General features: G+C 69.8%; 17 protein-coding genes. 9 read left to right on the top strand and 8 right to left on the bottom strand.

Annotated elements, in window-relative coordinates; genetic code table 11:
- Window positions 1–5 precede the first annotated feature (5 nt).
- Window positions 6–1,004: an SMP-30/gluconolactonase/LRE family protein gene (locus tag ACFULV_RS08905; protein WP_378654751.1), complete on the bottom strand. Its 999-nt coding sequence runs from the start codon at window positions 1,002–1,004 to the stop codon at window positions 6–8.
- A gap of 39 nt (window positions 1,005–1,043) precedes the next feature.
- Window positions 1,044–1,757, bottom strand: coding sequence for a glyoxalase (locus ACFULV_RS08900; protein WP_378654748.1), 714 nt, complete (start codon window positions 1,755–1,757; stop codon window positions 1,044–1,046).
- Between the two features lie 116 nt (window positions 1,758–1,873).
- Between ACFULV_RS08900 and ACFULV_RS08895 the strand changes: the two genes are divergently transcribed.
- Window positions 1,874–2,254: a PPOX class F420-dependent oxidoreductase gene (locus ACFULV_RS08895; protein WP_378627531.1), complete on the top strand. Its 381-nt coding sequence runs from the start codon at window positions 1,874–1,876 to the stop codon at window positions 2,252–2,254.
- 76 nt (window positions 2,255–2,330) lie between these two features.
- A complete protein-coding gene (locus tag ACFULV_RS08890; RefSeq protein WP_378627533.1) occupies window positions 2,331–3,620 on the top strand; it encodes an acetyl-CoA C-acyltransferase in 1,290 nt (429 codons plus the stop codon).
- A gap of 2 nt (window positions 3,621–3,622) precedes the next feature.
- On the opposite strand, the gene ACFULV_RS08885 is transcribed toward ACFULV_RS08890, so the two are convergent.
- Both ACFULV_RS08885 and ACFULV_RS08880 read right to left on the bottom strand, forming a co-directional pair.
- Window positions 3,623–4,033: a VOC family protein gene (locus ACFULV_RS08885; RefSeq protein WP_378627535.1), complete on the bottom strand. Its 411-nt coding sequence runs from the start codon at window positions 4,031–4,033 to the stop codon at window positions 3,623–3,625.
- 12 nt (window positions 4,034–4,045) lie between these two features.
- Window positions 4,046–4,753 (bottom strand): TioE family transcriptional regulator, encoded by a 708-nt coding sequence (locus tag ACFULV_RS08880; RefSeq protein WP_378654745.1) that lies wholly within the window; start codon window positions 4,751–4,753, stop codon window positions 4,046–4,048.
- Between the two features lie 81 nt (window positions 4,754–4,834).
- Here ACFULV_RS08880 and ACFULV_RS08875 point away from each other — a divergent pair, with 81 nt between their 5' ends.
- On the top strand, window positions 4,835–5,986 hold the full coding sequence (locus ACFULV_RS08875) for an erythromycin esterase family protein (protein WP_378654742.1): 1,152 nt from the start codon (window positions 4,835–4,837) through the stop codon (window positions 5,984–5,986).
- On the opposite strand, the gene ACFULV_RS08870 is transcribed toward ACFULV_RS08875, so the two are convergent.
- Genes ACFULV_RS08870 through ACFULV_RS08860 form a run of 3 tightly spaced genes read right to left on the bottom strand, consistent with a single transcriptional unit; the run spans window position 5,979 to window position 9,787 of the window.
- Window positions 5,979–6,815, bottom strand: coding sequence for an HAD family hydrolase (locus ACFULV_RS08870; protein ID WP_378654739.1), 837 nt, complete (start codon window positions 6,813–6,815; stop codon window positions 5,979–5,981). The genes ACFULV_RS08875 and ACFULV_RS08870 overlap by 8 nt on opposite strands.
- Window positions 6,816–6,866: 51 nt before the next feature.
- Window positions 6,867–8,246, bottom strand: a complete 1,380-nt coding sequence (locus ACFULV_RS08865) for a metallopeptidase TldD-related protein (protein ID WP_378654909.1) — start codon at window positions 8,244–8,246, stop codon at window positions 6,867–6,869.
- 8 nt (window positions 8,247–8,254) lie between these two features.
- Window positions 8,255–9,787 carry a TldD/PmbA family protein gene (locus tag ACFULV_RS08860; protein WP_378654736.1) on the bottom strand — a complete coding sequence of 511 codons (1,533 nt, stop codon included), beginning with the start codon at window positions 9,785–9,787 and terminating at the stop codon, window positions 8,255–8,257.
- A 194-nt stretch (window positions 9,788–9,981) separates the two neighbouring features.
- Between ACFULV_RS08860 and ACFULV_RS08855 the strand changes: the two genes are divergently transcribed.
- Entirely contained in the window at window positions 9,982–10,575 is a 594-nt protein-coding gene (locus ACFULV_RS08855) for a helix-turn-helix domain-containing protein (RefSeq protein ID WP_378654733.1), read from the top strand.
- 12 nt (window positions 10,576–10,587) lie between these two features.
- On the opposite strand, the gene ACFULV_RS08850 is transcribed toward ACFULV_RS08855, so the two are convergent.
- A complete protein-coding gene (locus tag ACFULV_RS08850) occupies window positions 10,588–11,355 on the bottom strand; it encodes a sulfite exporter TauE/SafE family protein (protein ID WP_378654731.1) in 768 nt (255 codons plus the stop codon).
- Window positions 11,356–11,411: 56 nt separating this feature from the next.
- On the opposite strand from ACFULV_RS08850, the gene ACFULV_RS08845 reads away from it, so the two are divergent.
- The 5 genes from ACFULV_RS08845 to ACFULV_RS08825 all read left to right on the top strand — a co-directional run bounded on the left by ACFULV_RS08845 (window position 11,412) and on the right by ACFULV_RS08825 (window position 15,809).
- Window positions 11,412–12,587, top strand: coding sequence for a sensor histidine kinase (locus tag ACFULV_RS08845; RefSeq protein WP_378654729.1), 1,176 nt, complete (start codon window positions 11,412–11,414; stop codon window positions 12,585–12,587).
- A gap of 72 nt (window positions 12,588–12,659) precedes the next feature.
- On the top strand, window positions 12,660–13,319 hold the full coding sequence (locus tag ACFULV_RS08840; protein ID WP_378627551.1) for a response regulator: 660 nt from the start codon (window positions 12,660–12,662) through the stop codon (window positions 13,317–13,319).
- Between the two features lie 72 nt (window positions 13,320–13,391).
- On the top strand, window positions 13,392–13,883 hold the full coding sequence (locus tag ACFULV_RS08835) for an FxsA family protein (RefSeq protein WP_378627553.1): 492 nt from the start codon (window positions 13,392–13,394) through the stop codon (window positions 13,881–13,883).
- Window positions 13,884–13,942: 59 nt separating this feature from the next.
- Complete coding sequence (locus ACFULV_RS08830; protein WP_056809780.1) at window positions 13,943–14,146, top strand: hypothetical protein; 204 nt, start codon at window positions 13,943–13,945, stop codon at window positions 14,144–14,146.
- A 70-nt stretch (window positions 14,147–14,216) separates the two neighbouring features.
- On the top strand, window positions 14,217–15,809 hold the full coding sequence (locus ACFULV_RS08825) for an amidohydrolase (RefSeq protein WP_378654726.1): 1,593 nt from the start codon (window positions 14,217–14,219) through the stop codon (window positions 15,807–15,809).
- The last annotated feature ends 4 nt before the right edge of the window (window positions 15,810–15,813 follow it).

The following is a 15,813-nucleotide window of genomic DNA, read 5'->3' as shown; positions in this document are numbered from 1 at the left end:
CGTGCTCAGCGCAGGAACGACGGAGTGAGGTCGATACCGGGTGGTGGCCGCAGGCGGCGGAGTGTGCCGTCGATGCTGGTGACATAGAGCGACCACGCCCCGGTGGTGAGGTCGGGGGCCAAGCGGGCCGAGGTGGGCCCGATCGGTGGCGGGCTGGGGAGCGAGCCCCTGGGAGTGGTCCAGCCGGTGGCGAGCGTGCACCAGGCGCCGGTGGCCGGGTCTACCTGGTAGACGCTGCCGGAGTAGTCGCCGGTGACGAAGGCGAGCCCGGCGGCGGTGACATCGAGGTCGTCCAGTCCGGGCAGGAGACCGTCGTTCACGGTGGCGATGGGAGTGGGCTGGTCGGGGGCGTCGAGGGGGACGCGCACGAGCTGGGAGGTGAGGACGTCCTCGGTGATGACCGCCCGGTGGTCGGGGGTGAGAGCGAGGCCGTTGGGGCGGGGGACAGGGGACCAGGCGAGGGTGAATTCGCCGGTGGCGGGGTGGTAGCGGCTGATGCCGACCGGGGGCCAGGGAACGGAGAGCTGGGAGATGAGCAGGTCGCCGTCGGGGAGCAGCAGTAATCCGTTGGGCTGCACCAGGTTCGGGAGCACGACGGTGACGTCGCCGGTGGCCGTGTCGAGTCGGCTGAGGGTGCCGCCGCCGTTCGGTGTGGTGCCGTCACCGGTGACGAAGTAGAGATCGCCGCCGATCAGCCGCAGTCCGGCGGGATTGTCGAGGCCGGTGCGGATCGTGGTGACCCGGCCGTCGGCGTCGACGTGCAGGATCTCCCCGCGGACGATGCCGCTGACGTAGAAGCCGCCGCGGCCGTCGTATTCGAGGTTCTCCAGTCCGCCGAGATCGGCCGCCAGCACGTCGATGTGCCAGCCGTCGGCGCACGACGGCGCACCTGCGTGCGCCGTACCGGGCGGGCCCACCCCGAGGGCGGCGGCCACCGTGACTGCTGTTGCCAGACAACGGATCAGCCGCCCACGGGTGGTGCTTTCATGCCATCGACCTCGCATAGCCGAAGCCTACTGGCCGAGCGCCCCGATGGCCCGGGTTCAGTCGGTCGCGGTGAGCAACGCGGTGAGGAGATCGGAGGCCTCGGCGGCGATCGCCGTGCGCTCCTCGGTGGTCAACTCGACCGAGTCGAGTTCGGACTTCCAGTGCGCGACCCGGTCGGTGTCCGCGGCGACGACGGCGAGTTCGGCGAGCGCGGCATAGGCACGGGCCCGCTCGAGCGCGCTCGCGGCGGCGCCGAAACGGCGCAAGCCCGCCTCCAGGGCTCGGGTCGCCGCGCGGTCGTCGTTCTTGAAATCGCGCAGGATGCGGGCATTGTCGAGCACCCGGGCCAGTCCCTCCAGCGCGCGCGAGCCACCGTACTCGAGTTCCGTGGGCTCGTCGCGCTGGATCACCAGGACGGTGTTGCCGACCGGGTCGACCAGGGAGAACCGGGACTGGCCCGGCCGGAATCGGGTGATCCGCGGACAGCCCTTGCTCGGGATCTTGCCGTAGTGCGCGCGCAGTGCGGCCGTGTACTCGGCATGACGGGCGGCGACGTCGTCGACCATCACCAGCGCGCCCGCATGCTCCACCGGCAGTTCGATGCCTGGTGGCGCGGGTGCGAAATGCAGGGCGCAGCCGTGTTGTTCGATCGCGCCGTACACGTAGGGGCGGGTTTGCTCATGGGTGACGGTGTAGCCGAGCGCCCGGTAGAACTCGAGGGTGTTCGGCAGGTCGCCGCTCCAGAGCAGGGGCACCGCGGTATCGGTCATCGTCGGCCTTTCGCCAGGGAGTCGATTCGCCCCAGAGGTTACGAACAGTTTCGCGAAAGCGCCCGTACTCTTTTTGCCGCTCGGCCGCGGATCGCCGCGCCCACTAGGCTGTGGGCATGACGAACCGCCTCGGCGAACTGGCGACCGCGAATTACGTATTGCTCACCACCTTCCGCAAGGACGGCACGCCCGTGGGAACACCCGTCTGGGCGGTGGCTCGCGACGACAAGCTGTTCGTCTGGACGGTCACCGACAGCTGGAAGGTCAAGCGCGTCCGGCGCAACCCCGAGGTGACGGTGCAACCCTGCAACGTGCGCGGGGATGCGCACGGCGACATCGTGACCGGCACCGCACGGCTGCTCGACGCGGCCGAGACCGACGAACTCCGCTCGGTGCTGCGCAAGAAGTACTGGCTGACCGGCCCGCTCGTGATTCTCGGCAGCAATCTGCGCCGGGGCAAGGCGGGCACGATCGGCATCGAGATCACGCCTTCCTGATTTGCGTCGATCCGATATGTAGAACCGCCGGTATCGGATACTGTGAGTCTTCGGCAGCACTTCCGAAGGGACTCACATGGCCGACAAACGCAACCGAGCCGTCGTCGTCGGGGGCGCGCGGACGCCGTTCGTGCGCGCGTTCACCGACTTCACCCGCCTCGACAGCATCGCGCTGGCCGGTGCGGCCGTCCGCGGGCTGATCGAGCGGACCGGGATCGCGCCCGGCGAGATCCAGTCCATCGTCTGGGGCGGCGTGGTCCTGCCCAGTCACGCGCCCAATATCGCGCGCGAGATCGCCCTCGACCTGAACCTGGACTTCGGGTGCGAGGGGTACACGGTCACCCGCGCGTGCGCGTCCGGATTGCAGGCGGTGACCTCGGCGGCCGCGGCGATCGAACGCGGCGAGTACGACATCATGATCGCCGGTGGCAGCGACTCCACCAGCAACGCCGAGATCAAGCTGCCACAGAAGGTCGTGCACGCGGTCGCGCCGGTTGCGCTCGGCAAGCCCAAGGCGACGGATTACCTCGACGTGGTCCGTCAGCTCGCGCCGTTCACCGACATCCTGCCGCGCCAGCCCAAGATCGCCGAGCGCACCACCGGTGAGGTGATGGGCGAGTCCGCGGAGAAGATGGCCCGCATCAACGGGATCTCCCGCGCCGATCAAGACGCGTTCGCCGCCCGCTCGCACCAGCGGGCCGCGGCCGCCATCGCCTCGGGACGTTTCGATGACGAGGTCGTACCGGTCATCACGCCGTCGGGCACGCTGATCGACGTCGACGGTCTCGTTCGCCCGAACACCAGCGTCGAGAAACTCGCCACCCTGAAACCGGTGTTCGAGAAGAACGGCACGGTCACCGCGGGCAACGCCAGCCCGCTCACCGACGGCGCGTCGGCGGTGCTGCTGATGAGTGAGGAGAAGGCGCGCGCTCTCGGGTTCACTCCGCAGGCCGCCTTTCGCTCCTGGAGCTTCGTCAGTGTCGACCCCGCCGACCAGGTACTCATCGGCCCGGCGATCTCGATGCCGCGCGCTCTCGACAAGGCGGGCATGACGCTGGCCGATATCGACCTCGTCGACATCCACGAAGCCTTCGCCGCGCAGACACTGTCGGTGCTGCGCATGCTGGAGAGCACCGAGTGGGCCAAGGCCCGTCTCGACCGCGACGAGCCGGTGGGCACTGTCGACATCGAAAGATTGAACGTGCACGGCGGCTCGATCTCGCTGGGTCACCCGTTCGGCGCCACCGGCGCCCGCATGGTCACGACCATGGCCAACGAGCTGGCCCGGACCGGGAAGGAGACCGCGCTGCTGGGGATCTGCGCGGCGGGCGGCATCGGCGCGTCGGCGGTACTCGAACGCGTCTGAGGTCAGGCGGGCGCACCGGGGCGGGGACGGTGCGCCCGGATGTCCACCGGACGTCCATCGGGGTCCTCGGCCGTCATCGTCCACTGCGTGGGCAGGGTCTCGATCGGGCCGACTGGCAAGCCCGCGTCCGTGAGGCGATCGCGCACCGCACGCAAGTGGTCCAGCGTGCCCAGGCGCAGACCCCATCCCGCGCGGCCGAGTGGGTCGCGATCGGTGCGCGGCGCGGTGGTGGTCTCCACGAGCATGAGGTGGTCGGCGCCGCCTACGTCGACGATCGCGATCCGCGGCTCGGTCGCGGTAGCCGCTCGCTCGAAAGACAATGTCGCGCCGAGGAATTCGGTGTAGTACCGCGCGAGCTGATCGAGGTCGGCGGTGGTGAGCGTCAGATGGTTGATTCCGAGGAGATCAGGCATGGTCGTGCCAGCCTAGCGGCGTAGCGCGGCGGAGTACCGGCTCAGAGCGGCGGCGGCGTCGAGCATGCACACGCCACGGGCGGTGATGGTGGCCTGCCAGTCGGTGAGGGCCTTCGCCAGTGCCTCGGTACTGCCCGCGGCGCGGATCTGCCCGATGACGGTGGCGATGTGGTCGAGGCGATAGTGACCTCGGCGCAGGATGTGGGCGAGTTCGGCGTCACGGAGATCGGTGGGGTCGTAGCGGCGGTAGCCGGTGGCCGGGTCCCGATCGGGAGACAGGATGTCGGCCGCTTCCCACGCCCGGAGGGTGGCCGGGGTGACTCGCAGGTGGTGGGCGAGCTCGCCGATGGTTCGTGCCGTCGTCGAACCCCCTGTGGCAGAGCTCGATTCGGTGATCAGGGGGTCGACGGCCCGGCGGACCGCGGCGAGAGTCTCACGGTCTCGCAGGAGCTGGCTGTGCCCGCGGTCGATGACCGTGAGAGCCCTGTCGAGGTCGTCCGCGTGCAGCGCCCGCATGATGTCGCCCGCCTGCGCGTGGCCGTAGGCGGGGATCAGGGTGAGGTAGGTGCGCAGCGCGACCGCGTGCAGGTCGGTGTAGATCCGGTAGCCGGCCGGGGTGCGTTCAGCCGGCGGAAGGCAACCATCCTGCTCGTAGTTGCGGACCGCCTGGGTCGAAATCGCGTGCTCGCGGGCCAGGTCGGACGGTCGTAGGGTTCTCACTGATTTGAAACTTTACGACATATCTCCTGAATCGACGCTGCTCGAGTCTCAACCGTTCTTTCAACGATACGGTTGATAGGTATGAGCCAGAAAATCAGCGACTTCGTCCGTCCGTCCTGTGAACTGCTTGCGCTCGGGGAACCGACGCACAAAGAACCCGGCTTCGCGTCGGTCCGCAACGAACTGTTCGCCGAGTTGGTGGCGAGTGGGTTCCGGTCGATCGCTCTCGAAACAGATCGGGTCGCCGCGCTCGCGGTGGATGATTACGTTCGCGGCGGCCACGGCGCCTTCGACGAGGTGATGCGGACAGGCTTCTCGCACGAGTTCGGCGAACTCGACGGCAACCGGCAACTGGTCGCCTGGCTGCGCGACTACAACGCGGGCAGGCCGGTCGAGGATCAGGTCCGCTTCCACGGATTCGACGCCGCGATGGAGACGATGAGTGCGCCGAGCCCTCGGTCCTACCTCGAATTCGCCCGCGACTACCTCGAACTCGACTTCGACATCAGCGGCCCTGCCGGCAGCGACGAGCGCTGGAGCCGCACCGAAGCGGTCCTGGACGCCGACGTCTCGCCCGGTGCCACCCCCGACGCCGAGCGATTGCGGGTGATGGCCGACGACATGCTCGCCCTGCTCTACACCCGCGCACCGGAACGGATCGCGGCCACGTCACTCGCCGAGTGGCGAAGGGCGGCGATTCATCTCACCGCCGGGCTCGGCCTGCTCCGGTATCACCGGCAGGCGGCCCAGCCGACGGAAGACGGCGTGCGATGGAACAGCCTGGCCGCCGCCCGTGACGCGCTGATGGCCCAGAACCTGCTCGACATCCGGTCCGTCGAAGCGCGTCGTGGTCCGACCCTGGTGTACTCGCACAACCTGCACCTGCGGCGCAACACCAGCGTCATGCGGATGGGGCCGATGGAGCTCGTCTGGTCCGGGGCGGGGGCGATCGTCGGATCGCTCCTCGGGGAGCACTACGGGGTGATACTCGGCAGTTTGGGACGTAGTGACGGCCTCGAACTCGCCGAACCCGAGCCGGGCACCTTCGAACACTCGCTGCAGAACCGCATCGGCACCTGGGGTTTGATCCCGGCGGCAGAACTCGGACCCGGACACGCCCGCACCGATGTCACCCAGGAGCAGGGGTACTTCCCGCTGGACGCGGACACCGTGAGCGTGACGGATACGATCCTGCACCTCAGCGTGGGCCGGGCGCCGACAGCGGTCAGCTAGCCGGGTCGCGCTGTGCCGAGCCGACCAATTCCTCCAGGTAGGAGGCGACACCGTCCTCGTTGTTGGTCGGGAGCACCCGGTCGGCGAGTGCGATGACCTCGGGTACCGCGTTCGCGGGAACCAGCGCGGTACCCGCCCAGGTCAGCATGGCGACATCGTTGAGCGCATCGCCCGCGGCCGCGACCTCCGACAGGTGGATGCCGTCGAGCGCGCACAATCGGGCCAGCGCGCTGGCCTTCGACACACCTTCCGCGGCCATCTCCATGTACGCGGCGCCGGAGTGGGTCAGCTCCACGCCGGTGATCCCGACCGCCACCGCCTTGCGGTACAGCTGGGAGCCCGGTAGCTCGGGATGACGGGCGACGATCTTTACCATCGCCTCGACGCCCGTCGGCAAGGTGTCGGACAATTCCATCTCGTGCGGGTTCCGGTGGTGATCGGCGAATGTGCACAGGGCGGCATAGGCGGGCTCGGCGACGAACCGGGTGGCGCCGACATTGGCGAACACCACACCGGGAATCAGATCGCGGATCTGCGCCATCACCGCACCCGCCGCGCCGGTGTCGATCGAGACCGTGTCGATGATCTCCGGGGTGCCGTCGGCCAGGTCGAGCAGCACCGCGCCGTTGGCGCATACCGCTTTGCCGCGGAAACCGCACGACTGTGCCAGCTCGTGGACCGAATGGCGGGCCCGGGCCGTCGCCCACACCACCTCGATGCCCGCGGCTTGCGCACCGGCCATCGCTTCGGCGGTACGCGGCGAGATCGTGCGATCGGAACGCAGCAAGGTGCCGTCGAGGTCGGTGGCGAACATCCGGATACCGGTCACCCGATCATGCTTTCACGCTCGGGGCCGTCCAACGGAGGGGGTTCACCCCGGTCAGGTGGCCTGGCTCACCGACGACATGTGGAAGTCGGGGATGCGCAGCGGGGGCATGGCGGTCCGGGTGAACCAGTCCTTCCATTCGCGGGGCAGGGTGATCTCGGTGGCACCCGCTTCCGAAACCCGCCGCAACAGATCGAGGGGGCTTTCGTTGAAACGGAAGTTGTTGACCGCGCCGGTGACCTTGCCGTCCTCGACGAGGTAGACGCCGTCGCGGGTGAGACCGGTGAGCAGCAGGGTGGCGGGGTCGACCTCGCGGATGTACCACAGGCAGGTGAGGAGCAGACCGCGTTCGGTGCGGGCGATCATGTCGTCCAGCGATGCCTCGCCGCCGCCGGTGAGCAGCAGGTTCTCGCCGGGAACCGTGGCGGGGGCGGCGAATTCGGCCGCCGTCGCGCGCGGATACACCAGCGATTCGATGACGCCATGGCCGATCCAGTCGACCCGCCGCGCGGACAGACCGTTGTCGAACACCGACAGCGACTCCGACGACGACGGAGTCGCCACGAACGGCCGGTATTCCAGACCGCTCGCGTTCGGGTCGGAGTACAGGGTCAACGGAATGTCGCTGAGCCGCTCACCGATTCGCGTGCCACCGGCGCGGGAGAACGCGGTGTGGCCTTCGTGCGCGCCACGGCCCTCCATGCTCCACGCCAGATAGATCATCAGATCGGCCACCGACGACGGCGGTAACAGGGTCTCGTAGCGGCCCGCGGGCAGCTCGACGCGGCGCGTGGACCAGTCCAGGCGCCGCGACAACTCGGCGAGCAGGCCGGGGGTGTCGACGTCGGTGAAATCGGCGGTGCCGACCCCCACCCACGCGCTGGCCAGATCCTTGCCCTCGCCGCGCTTGCCGTTGATCTCCACCGAACCCGTCGGCTGACTGAACCGGCGGCGAACACCGGTCGAGGTGCCGAGCCAGGTGGTGTGCACCTGGTGGTGGGCGAAACCGTAGAGCCGGTCGGTGCCGTCGAAACCGGTGGACAGGTCGCGCGCCAGCCCGGCGAACACGTCGATCTCGGTGGCGCCGGGCGCCTGATCCCACGCGGCGGTGTCGTCGTCGGTGGGTTCGAGCAGCGGCATCGCGTCGCGGGCCGGGGCGGCCGTGCGCGCGGCTTCCTCGCTGGCGCGCACCACGGCCTCGATCTCGGTGGGATCGACGCTGGTGGAGCTGATGGAACCGACCCGCGCGGTGTTCGGACCGTCACGGAACACCGAGATCACCGCCCACTCCCGCGAAATCGACGAGCCGTTGGTGGTCATCGAGTTGCCCGCCCACCGCAGCGACGCTTCGTGCGCGTCGGTGACGATCACGATCGCCTCGTCGGCCTTCGACGCCGCCAGCGCACGCTCGACCACCGTGCCCGCCGGGAACAGACCCTCGTTCACTGACCGCCCTCCGTCCGGGTATTGAGAATGTTGACCCCGCGCACCAGCACCGACGGGCAGCCGTGGCTCACCGCCGCCACCTGACCGGGCTGTGCCTTACCGCAGTTGAAGGCGCCGCCGAGCTGCCAGGTACTCGGCCCGCCGACCGCTTCCATCGACCCCCAGAAATCGGTGGTCGTCGCCTGGTAGGCGACATCGCGCACTTGCCCGTCCAGCTCGCCGTTGCGAATCCGGAAGAACCGCTGACCGGTGAACTGGAAGTTGTAGCGCTGCATATCGATCGACCAGCTCTTGTCGCCCATGATGTAGATGCCGTCCTCGACACGGGAGATCAGCTCGGCGGTGGTCGTGTCACGCGAGGGATCCGGCTGCAACGACACGTTCGCCATCCGCTGGATCGGAACATGGTGGGGCGAATCGGCATACGAGCATCCGTTGGAGCGATCGAGCCCGAGACGCGGGGCGAACACGCGGTCGAGCTGATAGCCGACCAGAATGCCGTCGCGCACCAGGTCCCACTGCTGGCCCGCCACGCCCTCGTCGTCGTACCCGACGGTGCTCAACCCGTTGACCTGGGTACGGTCACCGGTGACGTGCATGATCGGTGTGCCGTACCGCAGCGTGCCGAGCTGATCGGGAGTCGCGAACGAGGTTCCCGCGTAGGCGGATTCGTAGCCGATCGCGCGGTCGTATTCGGTGGCGTGGCCGATGGATTCGTGGATCGTCAGCCACAGGTTCGTCGGGTCGATCACCAGATCGGTGGGGCCCGCGACCACGCTGGGCGCCTTCACCTTCTCGGCGAGCCAGCCGGGGATCTGTGCGAGTTCGCCCGTCCAGTCCCATGTTCCGTCGGCGCCGGTGACGTACTCCCAGCCGCGGCCCGCGGGCGCGGCGAGAGTGCGCATCGTCTCGAACACCCCCGACGCGGAATCGACGGTGACAGCCTCCAACTGGGGGTGCAACCGCACCCGCTGCTGGGTGATCGACGAACCCGCGGTGTCGGCGTAGAACGTCTGCTCTTTGACCTGCAGGACCGAGGCGGTGACGTGGTCGACACCGTCGGCCGCGGACAGCCGTTCCGAATAGTCCTGCAGCAGCGCCACTTTGTCGGCCGTCGACACCGTGAACGGGTCGAGGTCGTAGGCCGAGACCCACGAGACGTCGTCATAGCGTGGTTCGCCGGCCAGTTCGACGCGCTCGCGATTCAGCGCGCGCAGCGCCTTCGCCACGGTCACCGCCCGGCGCGCGACCTCGGCGGCGATCTGGGGCGTGAGTGCGGCGTGGGAGGCGAAACCCCAGGTGCCGTCGACGATCACGCGCACCGCCAGTCCCAGCTCGGTCGCGTCGGTGACCGCTTCGACGCGACCATCCCGTAACCGGATCGACTGGGTCACCAACCGTTGCACCCGCAGGTCGGCGTGCTCGGCGCCGGCCGCTCTGGCCGCCGACAGCGCGGCCTCGGCCAGGGTGGCGAGCCCGAGCGCGCGGAACTCCTCGTCCACATCTCTGGAAGTCGTGGTATCCCTCACCGCACCTACGCTAACCGGTGCCACCGACACATGTGCGCCGGAACCGGTTCCGGCGCATCGTCATGTCGGTTGCCGCCGTGACGCGCGGACTCCGGTCATCCCGCGAGCGGCGCCGAAAATGCCGTAGGGTGCCCGCCGTGCCGCCATCTGCCCTGCGCGATCGAAAAAGGGAACGAACCCGACGTGCGATCCTCGTGGCCGCCGTCGAATTGTTCGAGGCCAGAGGCTATGAGGAGACAACCGTCGCCGACATCGCGGCCGAGGCCGAGGTCGGCACCCGGACCTTCTTCAACTACTTCGCGAGCAAAGAAGAACTGCTCTTTCCCGAGCCCGACGAACGGGTGCGCGCGGCGGTCGCCGCCATCGCGACCCGCCGGCCCGGCGAGCGCCCGGTGGAGGTGTTGCTGCGGGCCTTGCGCGCGGCGGGCGACAACCCCGCCGAACACCTCGTCGACGACGTCGGTTCGCGGGTGGCCGCCCTGCGGGCGCGGGTCTCGCGGACCGTCCCCTCGGTGAGCGGTCGCGCCGCGCACGCGCAATTGGTGGCGCAGCGCGAGATCGCCCACCAGCTGCACATCGCGTTCCCGCACGAACTCGACGAGGTCGGCGCCGCGGCGCTGGTCGGCGCCGTGGTCGGCGCGGTATCGGGCGCGCTGACGGTGCTGTTCCAGCAGCCACAGCACGGCATCGACGACGGTGAACGCCTCCACCGCAAGATCCACGAGACGACCTCGCGGGTCCTGCAACCGTGGCTCGCCGCCTCCGCGGCTGCCGAACCGGTGCGCTGACCGAATCGCCGCCTAACCGAACTGCTGCCACCCCAACCGGATCACCATCACCACCACGACGACGAGCAACACGATCCGGACGAACCCCGCACCCCTGGCCAGCGCCATCCGCGAACCGATCAGCGCGCCGAGAACATTCGCCACCGCCATGCCCGCGCCGAGACCCCACAGGATGTGGCCGGTCGAGCCGAGGAACAGCAGCGCACCCACATTCGACCCGCAGTTGATCACCTTGGCCATCGCGGCCGCCCGCACGAACTCGGTGCCGAGCAGTGTCGCGAAGGTGATGATCAGGAAGGTGCCGGTGCCCGGTCCGAGCAGCCCGTCGTAGAGGCCGATCAGTCCGGACGCGAGGCCGACCACCAGGATCACCTTGCGCCGCGTCGGCGGATGGGTGGCCATCGTCAGGCCGACCGAGGGCCGCACGGTCACGAACACCGCCACCCCGACGAGCACCACCATCACCAGCGGGATGAACAGTTCGCGGTCGATCAGCGACACCGCCGCCGCGCCGCACGCGGCCGTGATCGCGGCGATCACCGCACCGGGCAGCAGCACCTTCCACTGCATCGGCACCTTGCGCGCGAAGGTCGCCACCGCGGTCGCCGTGCCTGCCAGGGCGGCGAGCTTGTTGGTGCCCAGCGCGGTCTGCGGTGCGATGCCGGGAACGACGAGGAACAGGGTCGGCAGAATGATCAGCCCACCGCCGCCGACCACAGCATCGACCCAGCCGGCCGCCGCGGCGGCCACCAGCAGGACCGTCCAGTCTCCGAGTTGCACGCGTCCAGGCAATCAAGATCACGGCCGGAAAGCCAGCCGGGGCTACGCTGGGCCCCGTGCGCCGGTTCAGCCTGTGGCTACGCGGACGACCCATCGTCGCCGACTCGATTCTCGCGGGATTGCTGCTGTTCCTCGACGCCCTCGGGGTGGGCGACGAACACAACAAGGTCGTCTACCTGATCTTCTCGGTGATCCTGCCGTTGCCGCTGATCCTGCGGCGGGTGTATCCGCGGGCGGTGGCGGCGGCGATGCTGGTGCTGTCGTTGCTGAACACCCTGATCGGCTACCTGATCGATGTGAAGGCCACCGACCACGTCGCCCTGATCGGGCTCGGGGTGATGCTCTACACGCTCGTCGCCTACGTCGGCCGGCGCGACGGGCTCATCTTCCTCGCGTTCCTCGCGCTCGACATGGCGCTGTCGGTCCTGTTGCTCGACGAGCCGCGCGGTGGTGATCTGGCGATGGCCGCGCTCATCTACGCGCTGTGCTGGACACTGGCCGAGTTCAACGGTGCCCGGCACGCGTACGACTCCGAGGTAGCGGCGCGGCTCGCGGTCGCCGACTACGACAAGGAGCGGCGCGCGCACGACGCGGTCGCCGCCGAACGCACCCGTATCGCCCGCGAACTCCACGATGTGGTCGCACACGCCGTCAGCGTCATCATCGTGCAGGCCGACGGCGCCAAGTACGCCCTGCGCCAGGACCCCGACACCGCCGAACGCGCGCTCGCCACCATCGCGGGTACCGGTCGCGACGCGCTGCGCGAACTGCGCCGCACCGTCGCCCTGCTGCGCACCGAGCACGCACCGGAACTGCTGCCCCAGCACGGCAGTGCGGGGATCGCGAAGCTGGCCCAGATGATGCGCGAGGCGGGCCTGGCCGTCGACCTCGAGCTGACCGGCGAACTCGACGACATCGCCCCCGAGGTGAGTCTCGGCGTGCACCGCATCGTGCAGGAATCGCTCACCAACACCCTGCGCCACGCGGGAGCGGAGCCGAAGGCGGTGGTCCGGGTGCATCGGCGCGACGAGGACATCCTCGTCGAAGTCGTCGACAGCGGCGGTGTTCCCGCGCAGGTGAGGCCGGGCGCCGAGATTCCCGGCGCGGGGATGGGTCTGGTCGGCATGCGCGAACGGGTCGCGGTCCTGGGCGGCACTCTGTACGCGGGCAGACTCGACGACGGCCGCTGGCAGGTGCGCGCCGACCTTCCACTGCGGACCGAAACGGACTGAACCCCGCTCACCCGCGGCCGGGCGGGGAAAACACGGGGAATGCCGCGAGGCGGTGACTATTAGGGTGGGGCAATGCCGATCAGCGTGCTCGTGGTGGACGATCAGGAACTCATGCGGATGGGCCTGAAAATGGTGCTCGGCGCGCACCCCGACATCGACGTGATCGGTGAAGCGGGCAACGGCGACGAAGCCGTGCGGCGCGCGAGCGAACTGCGCCCCGATGTGGTGCTGATGGATGTGCGGATGCCGGTCGTCGACGGGGTGACCGCCACCGCGCAGATCGTGGCCGCGGGGGAGGGCGTGCGGGTGCTCGTGATGACCACCTTCGACCTCGACGAACACGCGCTCGGCGCCCTGCGTGCGGGCGCCAGCGGATTCCTGCTCAAGGACACCCCGCCCGAGGATCTCGTCTCGGCCATCCGCAGTGTCGCCGCCGGTGACGCGGTGGTCTCGCCCAAGGTCACCAAGCGGCTGCTGGACCGGCTCGTGGCCGAGGACCCGACGAGCCTGCGCGACCCGAAGATCCTCGACGTCCTCACCGCGCGCGAACGCGAGGTGCTCGAACAGATCGCGGTCGGCCGCTCCAACGCCGAGATCGCCGCGGCGCTGTTCCTGTCGGAGGCGACGGTGAAGACGCATGTCGGCCGGGTGCTCACCAAACTCGGTCTGCGCGACCGGGTGCAGGCGGTGGTGCTGGCCTACGAGACCGGGCTCGTGCGGCCGGGTGGCTGAGTTCGCCGGCTCGCTCGGGAGAAAAATCGGGCGCTCGTGCGTTGAAGGGGTAGATCGTCCGAAAGGATCGCCATGACCGCTGTGCTGTTCGTCCTCTACCTCGTCGTCGAGATCGCCGCCCTCGTCGGTCTCGCCCAGTTGATCGGCATCGGCTGGGCGCTGGTCGTGCTCGTCGCGGTGTCGGGTGTGGGATTGGTGCTGCTCGGACGGCAGGGCAGGCGGGTGTTCGACCGATTCCGGCGGGCCTCCCGCGGTGAGGTGACCGCCGAGAGCGCGGTCGCCGACGGGGTGATCGTCGCCACCGGCTCGGTGCTGCTGTTCGTGCCCGGTCTGGTCACCGGGCTCGTCGGCCTGCTCGCGCTGTTCCCGCCGACCAGGGCGCTGCTGCGACCGGCGCTGGAGAAGCTCGGTACCCGGCGCTTCGGCCCGCTGCCCTCGTTCGCACCCTCGCCGTATCGCGGGATGGTCGTCGACGCGGACGGTGACGTGGTCGATGGAACCGTGGTCGGGCAGTGGTACGACGATGGTCACAGCGCGGGTCCGCGCGCACTCGGCCCGGCCTGATCCGGCAAGGCCTCGACCGACACGCCCGCGCGCGGCGGTGAAGGGTCTACAGTACCGACATGGCCACCGAGCAGATCACCGTCACGGTGAGCGAGGAACTGGCCGACGCGGTGCGCAGAGCGAGCGCCGCTGCCGGACAGTCGATGTCGGACTTCACCACCGCCGCATGGCGGCTGGAACTGATCGCCGTGGAGGCGGGCGGGCATTGTCCCGCCGGGTTCGGCGACGCCGAAGTGCGCGCCGCACTGTCGCTGCCGACCTGACGCTCGCGCCGCCGACCGGAGACTGTCCCTGCCGAGGTGCCGATCCGGCGATACGGCAGACTGGGGCACCGTGAGTACCCAGTTGCTGATCGGCGGTCGTTTCTACAGTTCGAGCTCCCCGGACGCGGCCGCGATGGCGGTCACCGACGGCACCGTGGTGTGGCTGGGCGCCGAGGCGCCCGGGCGCGCGATGCACCCCGACGCGGAGATCATCGACCTCGACGGTGCGTTCGTGGCGCCCGCGTTCGTCGACCCCCATGTCCACGTCACCGCGCTGGGACTCCAGCTGACCGGGCTCGACGTGCGTGGCGCCGGATCCCTGTCCGACCTGCTCGCGACGGTGCGGGCGCACGCCGCGAGCCGGCCGGACGGGGTGATCATCGGCGAGGGCTGGGACGACACCGGCTGGCCAGAGCAGCGTCCGCCGACGGTCGCCGAACTCGACGAGGCGGCCGGTTCGGGCAGGCTGGTCTACCTGGCCCGGGTCGACGCCCACTCGGCCGTCGCCTCCTCGGCGCTGCTCGACGCGGCCGGTGACCTCGGCGGCGGGTATCAGCGTGGCGAACTGCTGCGCGCCGACGCCCACCACCGGGTGCGCACGGTCGCGCTCGCGGAACTCACTCGTACCCAGCGTGATTCGGCTCGTCGGGCGGCCCTGGACGCGGCGGCCGCCCACGGCATCGTCGCGGTCCACGAATGCGCGGGCCCGGAGATCTCCGGCCGCGACGACATCCGCGAACTGCTCGCTTTCGACCACGGCGTGGCCGTGCGGGCCTACTGGGGTCAGGCCGTGCGCACCGCAGAGCACGCGCGCGCCCTGCTCGACGAGCTCGGCGTGCACGCGCTCGGTGGCGACCTGTTCGTCGACGGCTCGCTCGGCTCGCACACGGCACTGCTGCGCGCGCCCTACGCCGACGCGGCGGGCTGCGGCAAGAGCTTCCTCGACGAGGACACGGTCACCGCGCATATTCGCGCGTGCACCGAGGCCGGGATCCAGGCCGGCTTCCACGCCATCGGCGACGCCGCCATGGATACCGTCGTCGCCGGATTCGCCCGTGTCGCCGCCGAACTCGGTGGTCCGGCGATCGCCTCGCGTGGGCACCGGGTGGAACACGCGGAGATGACCGACGCCGCCGCGATCGCACAACTCGCCGAGCTCGGCGTGATCGCGTCCGTGCAGCCCGGCTTCGACGCCGCGTGGGGCGGTCCCGACGGGATGTACGCGACCCGCCTCGGCGCCGAGCGTGCCGCAGGCCTCAACCCTTTCTCGGCGATGGCGGCGGCGGGCATCTCCCTCGCCATCGGTTCCGACGCACCCGTCACCGTTATGAACCCGTGGGAGCAGGTGCGCGCGGCCGTCCACCACCGCACCCCGGGCCACGGCTTGTCCCCGCGCGCCGCCTTCGCCGCCGCCACGCGCGGCGCCTGGCGCGCGGGCGGCGTGCGCGACGGGATGGCGGGCACGCTGGTTCCCGGCGCACCCGCCTCCTATGCCGTGTGGGACGCGGGCGACCTCGTCGTCGCGGCGGCCGCCGACACCGTGCAGCGCTGGTCCACCGACCCCCGCTCCCGCGTACCCGGCCTCCCGCGCCTCGATCCGGGCGTCGACCTGCCGACCTGCCTGCGCACCGTGCGCGACGGCATCACGATCTACGCTGCCTGACCCG

Origin of the sequence: Nocardia sp. NPDC057272 (genome assembly GCF_042668615.1) — a bacterium.
GTDB lineage: Bacteria > Actinomycetota > Actinomycetes > Mycobacteriales > Mycobacteriaceae > Nocardia.
Note: the sequence above shows the minus strand (reverse complement) of the source record. Positions and strands in the feature narration are given on the sequence as shown.

What these genes read in the sequence shown, in the direction of transcription:
- ACFULV_RS08900 (WP_378654748.1), bottom strand. Translation starts at nt 1,757, where the DNA reads ATGACCGATACCGCGGTGCCCCTGCTCTGGAGCGGCGACCTGCCGAAC.
- ACFULV_RS08890 (WP_378627533.1), top strand. Translation starts at nt 2,331, where the DNA reads ATGGCCGACAAACGCAACCGAGCCGTCGTCGTCGGGGGCGCGCGGACG.
- ACFULV_RS08875 (WP_378654742.1), top strand. Translation starts at nt 4,835, where the DNA reads ATGAGCCAGAAAATCAGCGACTTCGTCCGTCCGTCCTGTGAACTGCTT.
- ACFULV_RS08885 (WP_378627535.1), bottom strand. Translation starts at nt 4,033, where the DNA reads ATGCCTGATCTCCTCGGAATCAACCATCTGACGCTCACCACCGCCGAC.
- ACFULV_RS08905 (WP_378654751.1), bottom strand. Translation starts at nt 1,004, where the DNA reads ATGCGAGGTCGATGGCATGAAAGCACCACCCGTGGGCGGCTGATCCGT.
- ACFULV_RS08835 (WP_378627553.1), top strand. Translation starts at nt 13,392, where the DNA reads ATGACCGCTGTGCTGTTCGTCCTCTACCTCGTCGTCGAGATCGCCGCC.
- ACFULV_RS08895 (WP_378627531.1), top strand. Translation starts at nt 1,874, where the DNA reads ATGACGAACCGCCTCGGCGAACTGGCGACCGCGAATTACGTATTGCTC.
- ACFULV_RS08830 (WP_056809780.1), top strand. Translation starts at nt 13,943, where the DNA reads ATGGCCACCGAGCAGATCACCGTCACGGTGAGCGAGGAACTGGCCGAC.
- ACFULV_RS08840 (WP_378627551.1), top strand. Translation starts at nt 12,660, where the DNA reads ATGCCGATCAGCGTGCTCGTGGTGGACGATCAGGAACTCATGCGGATG.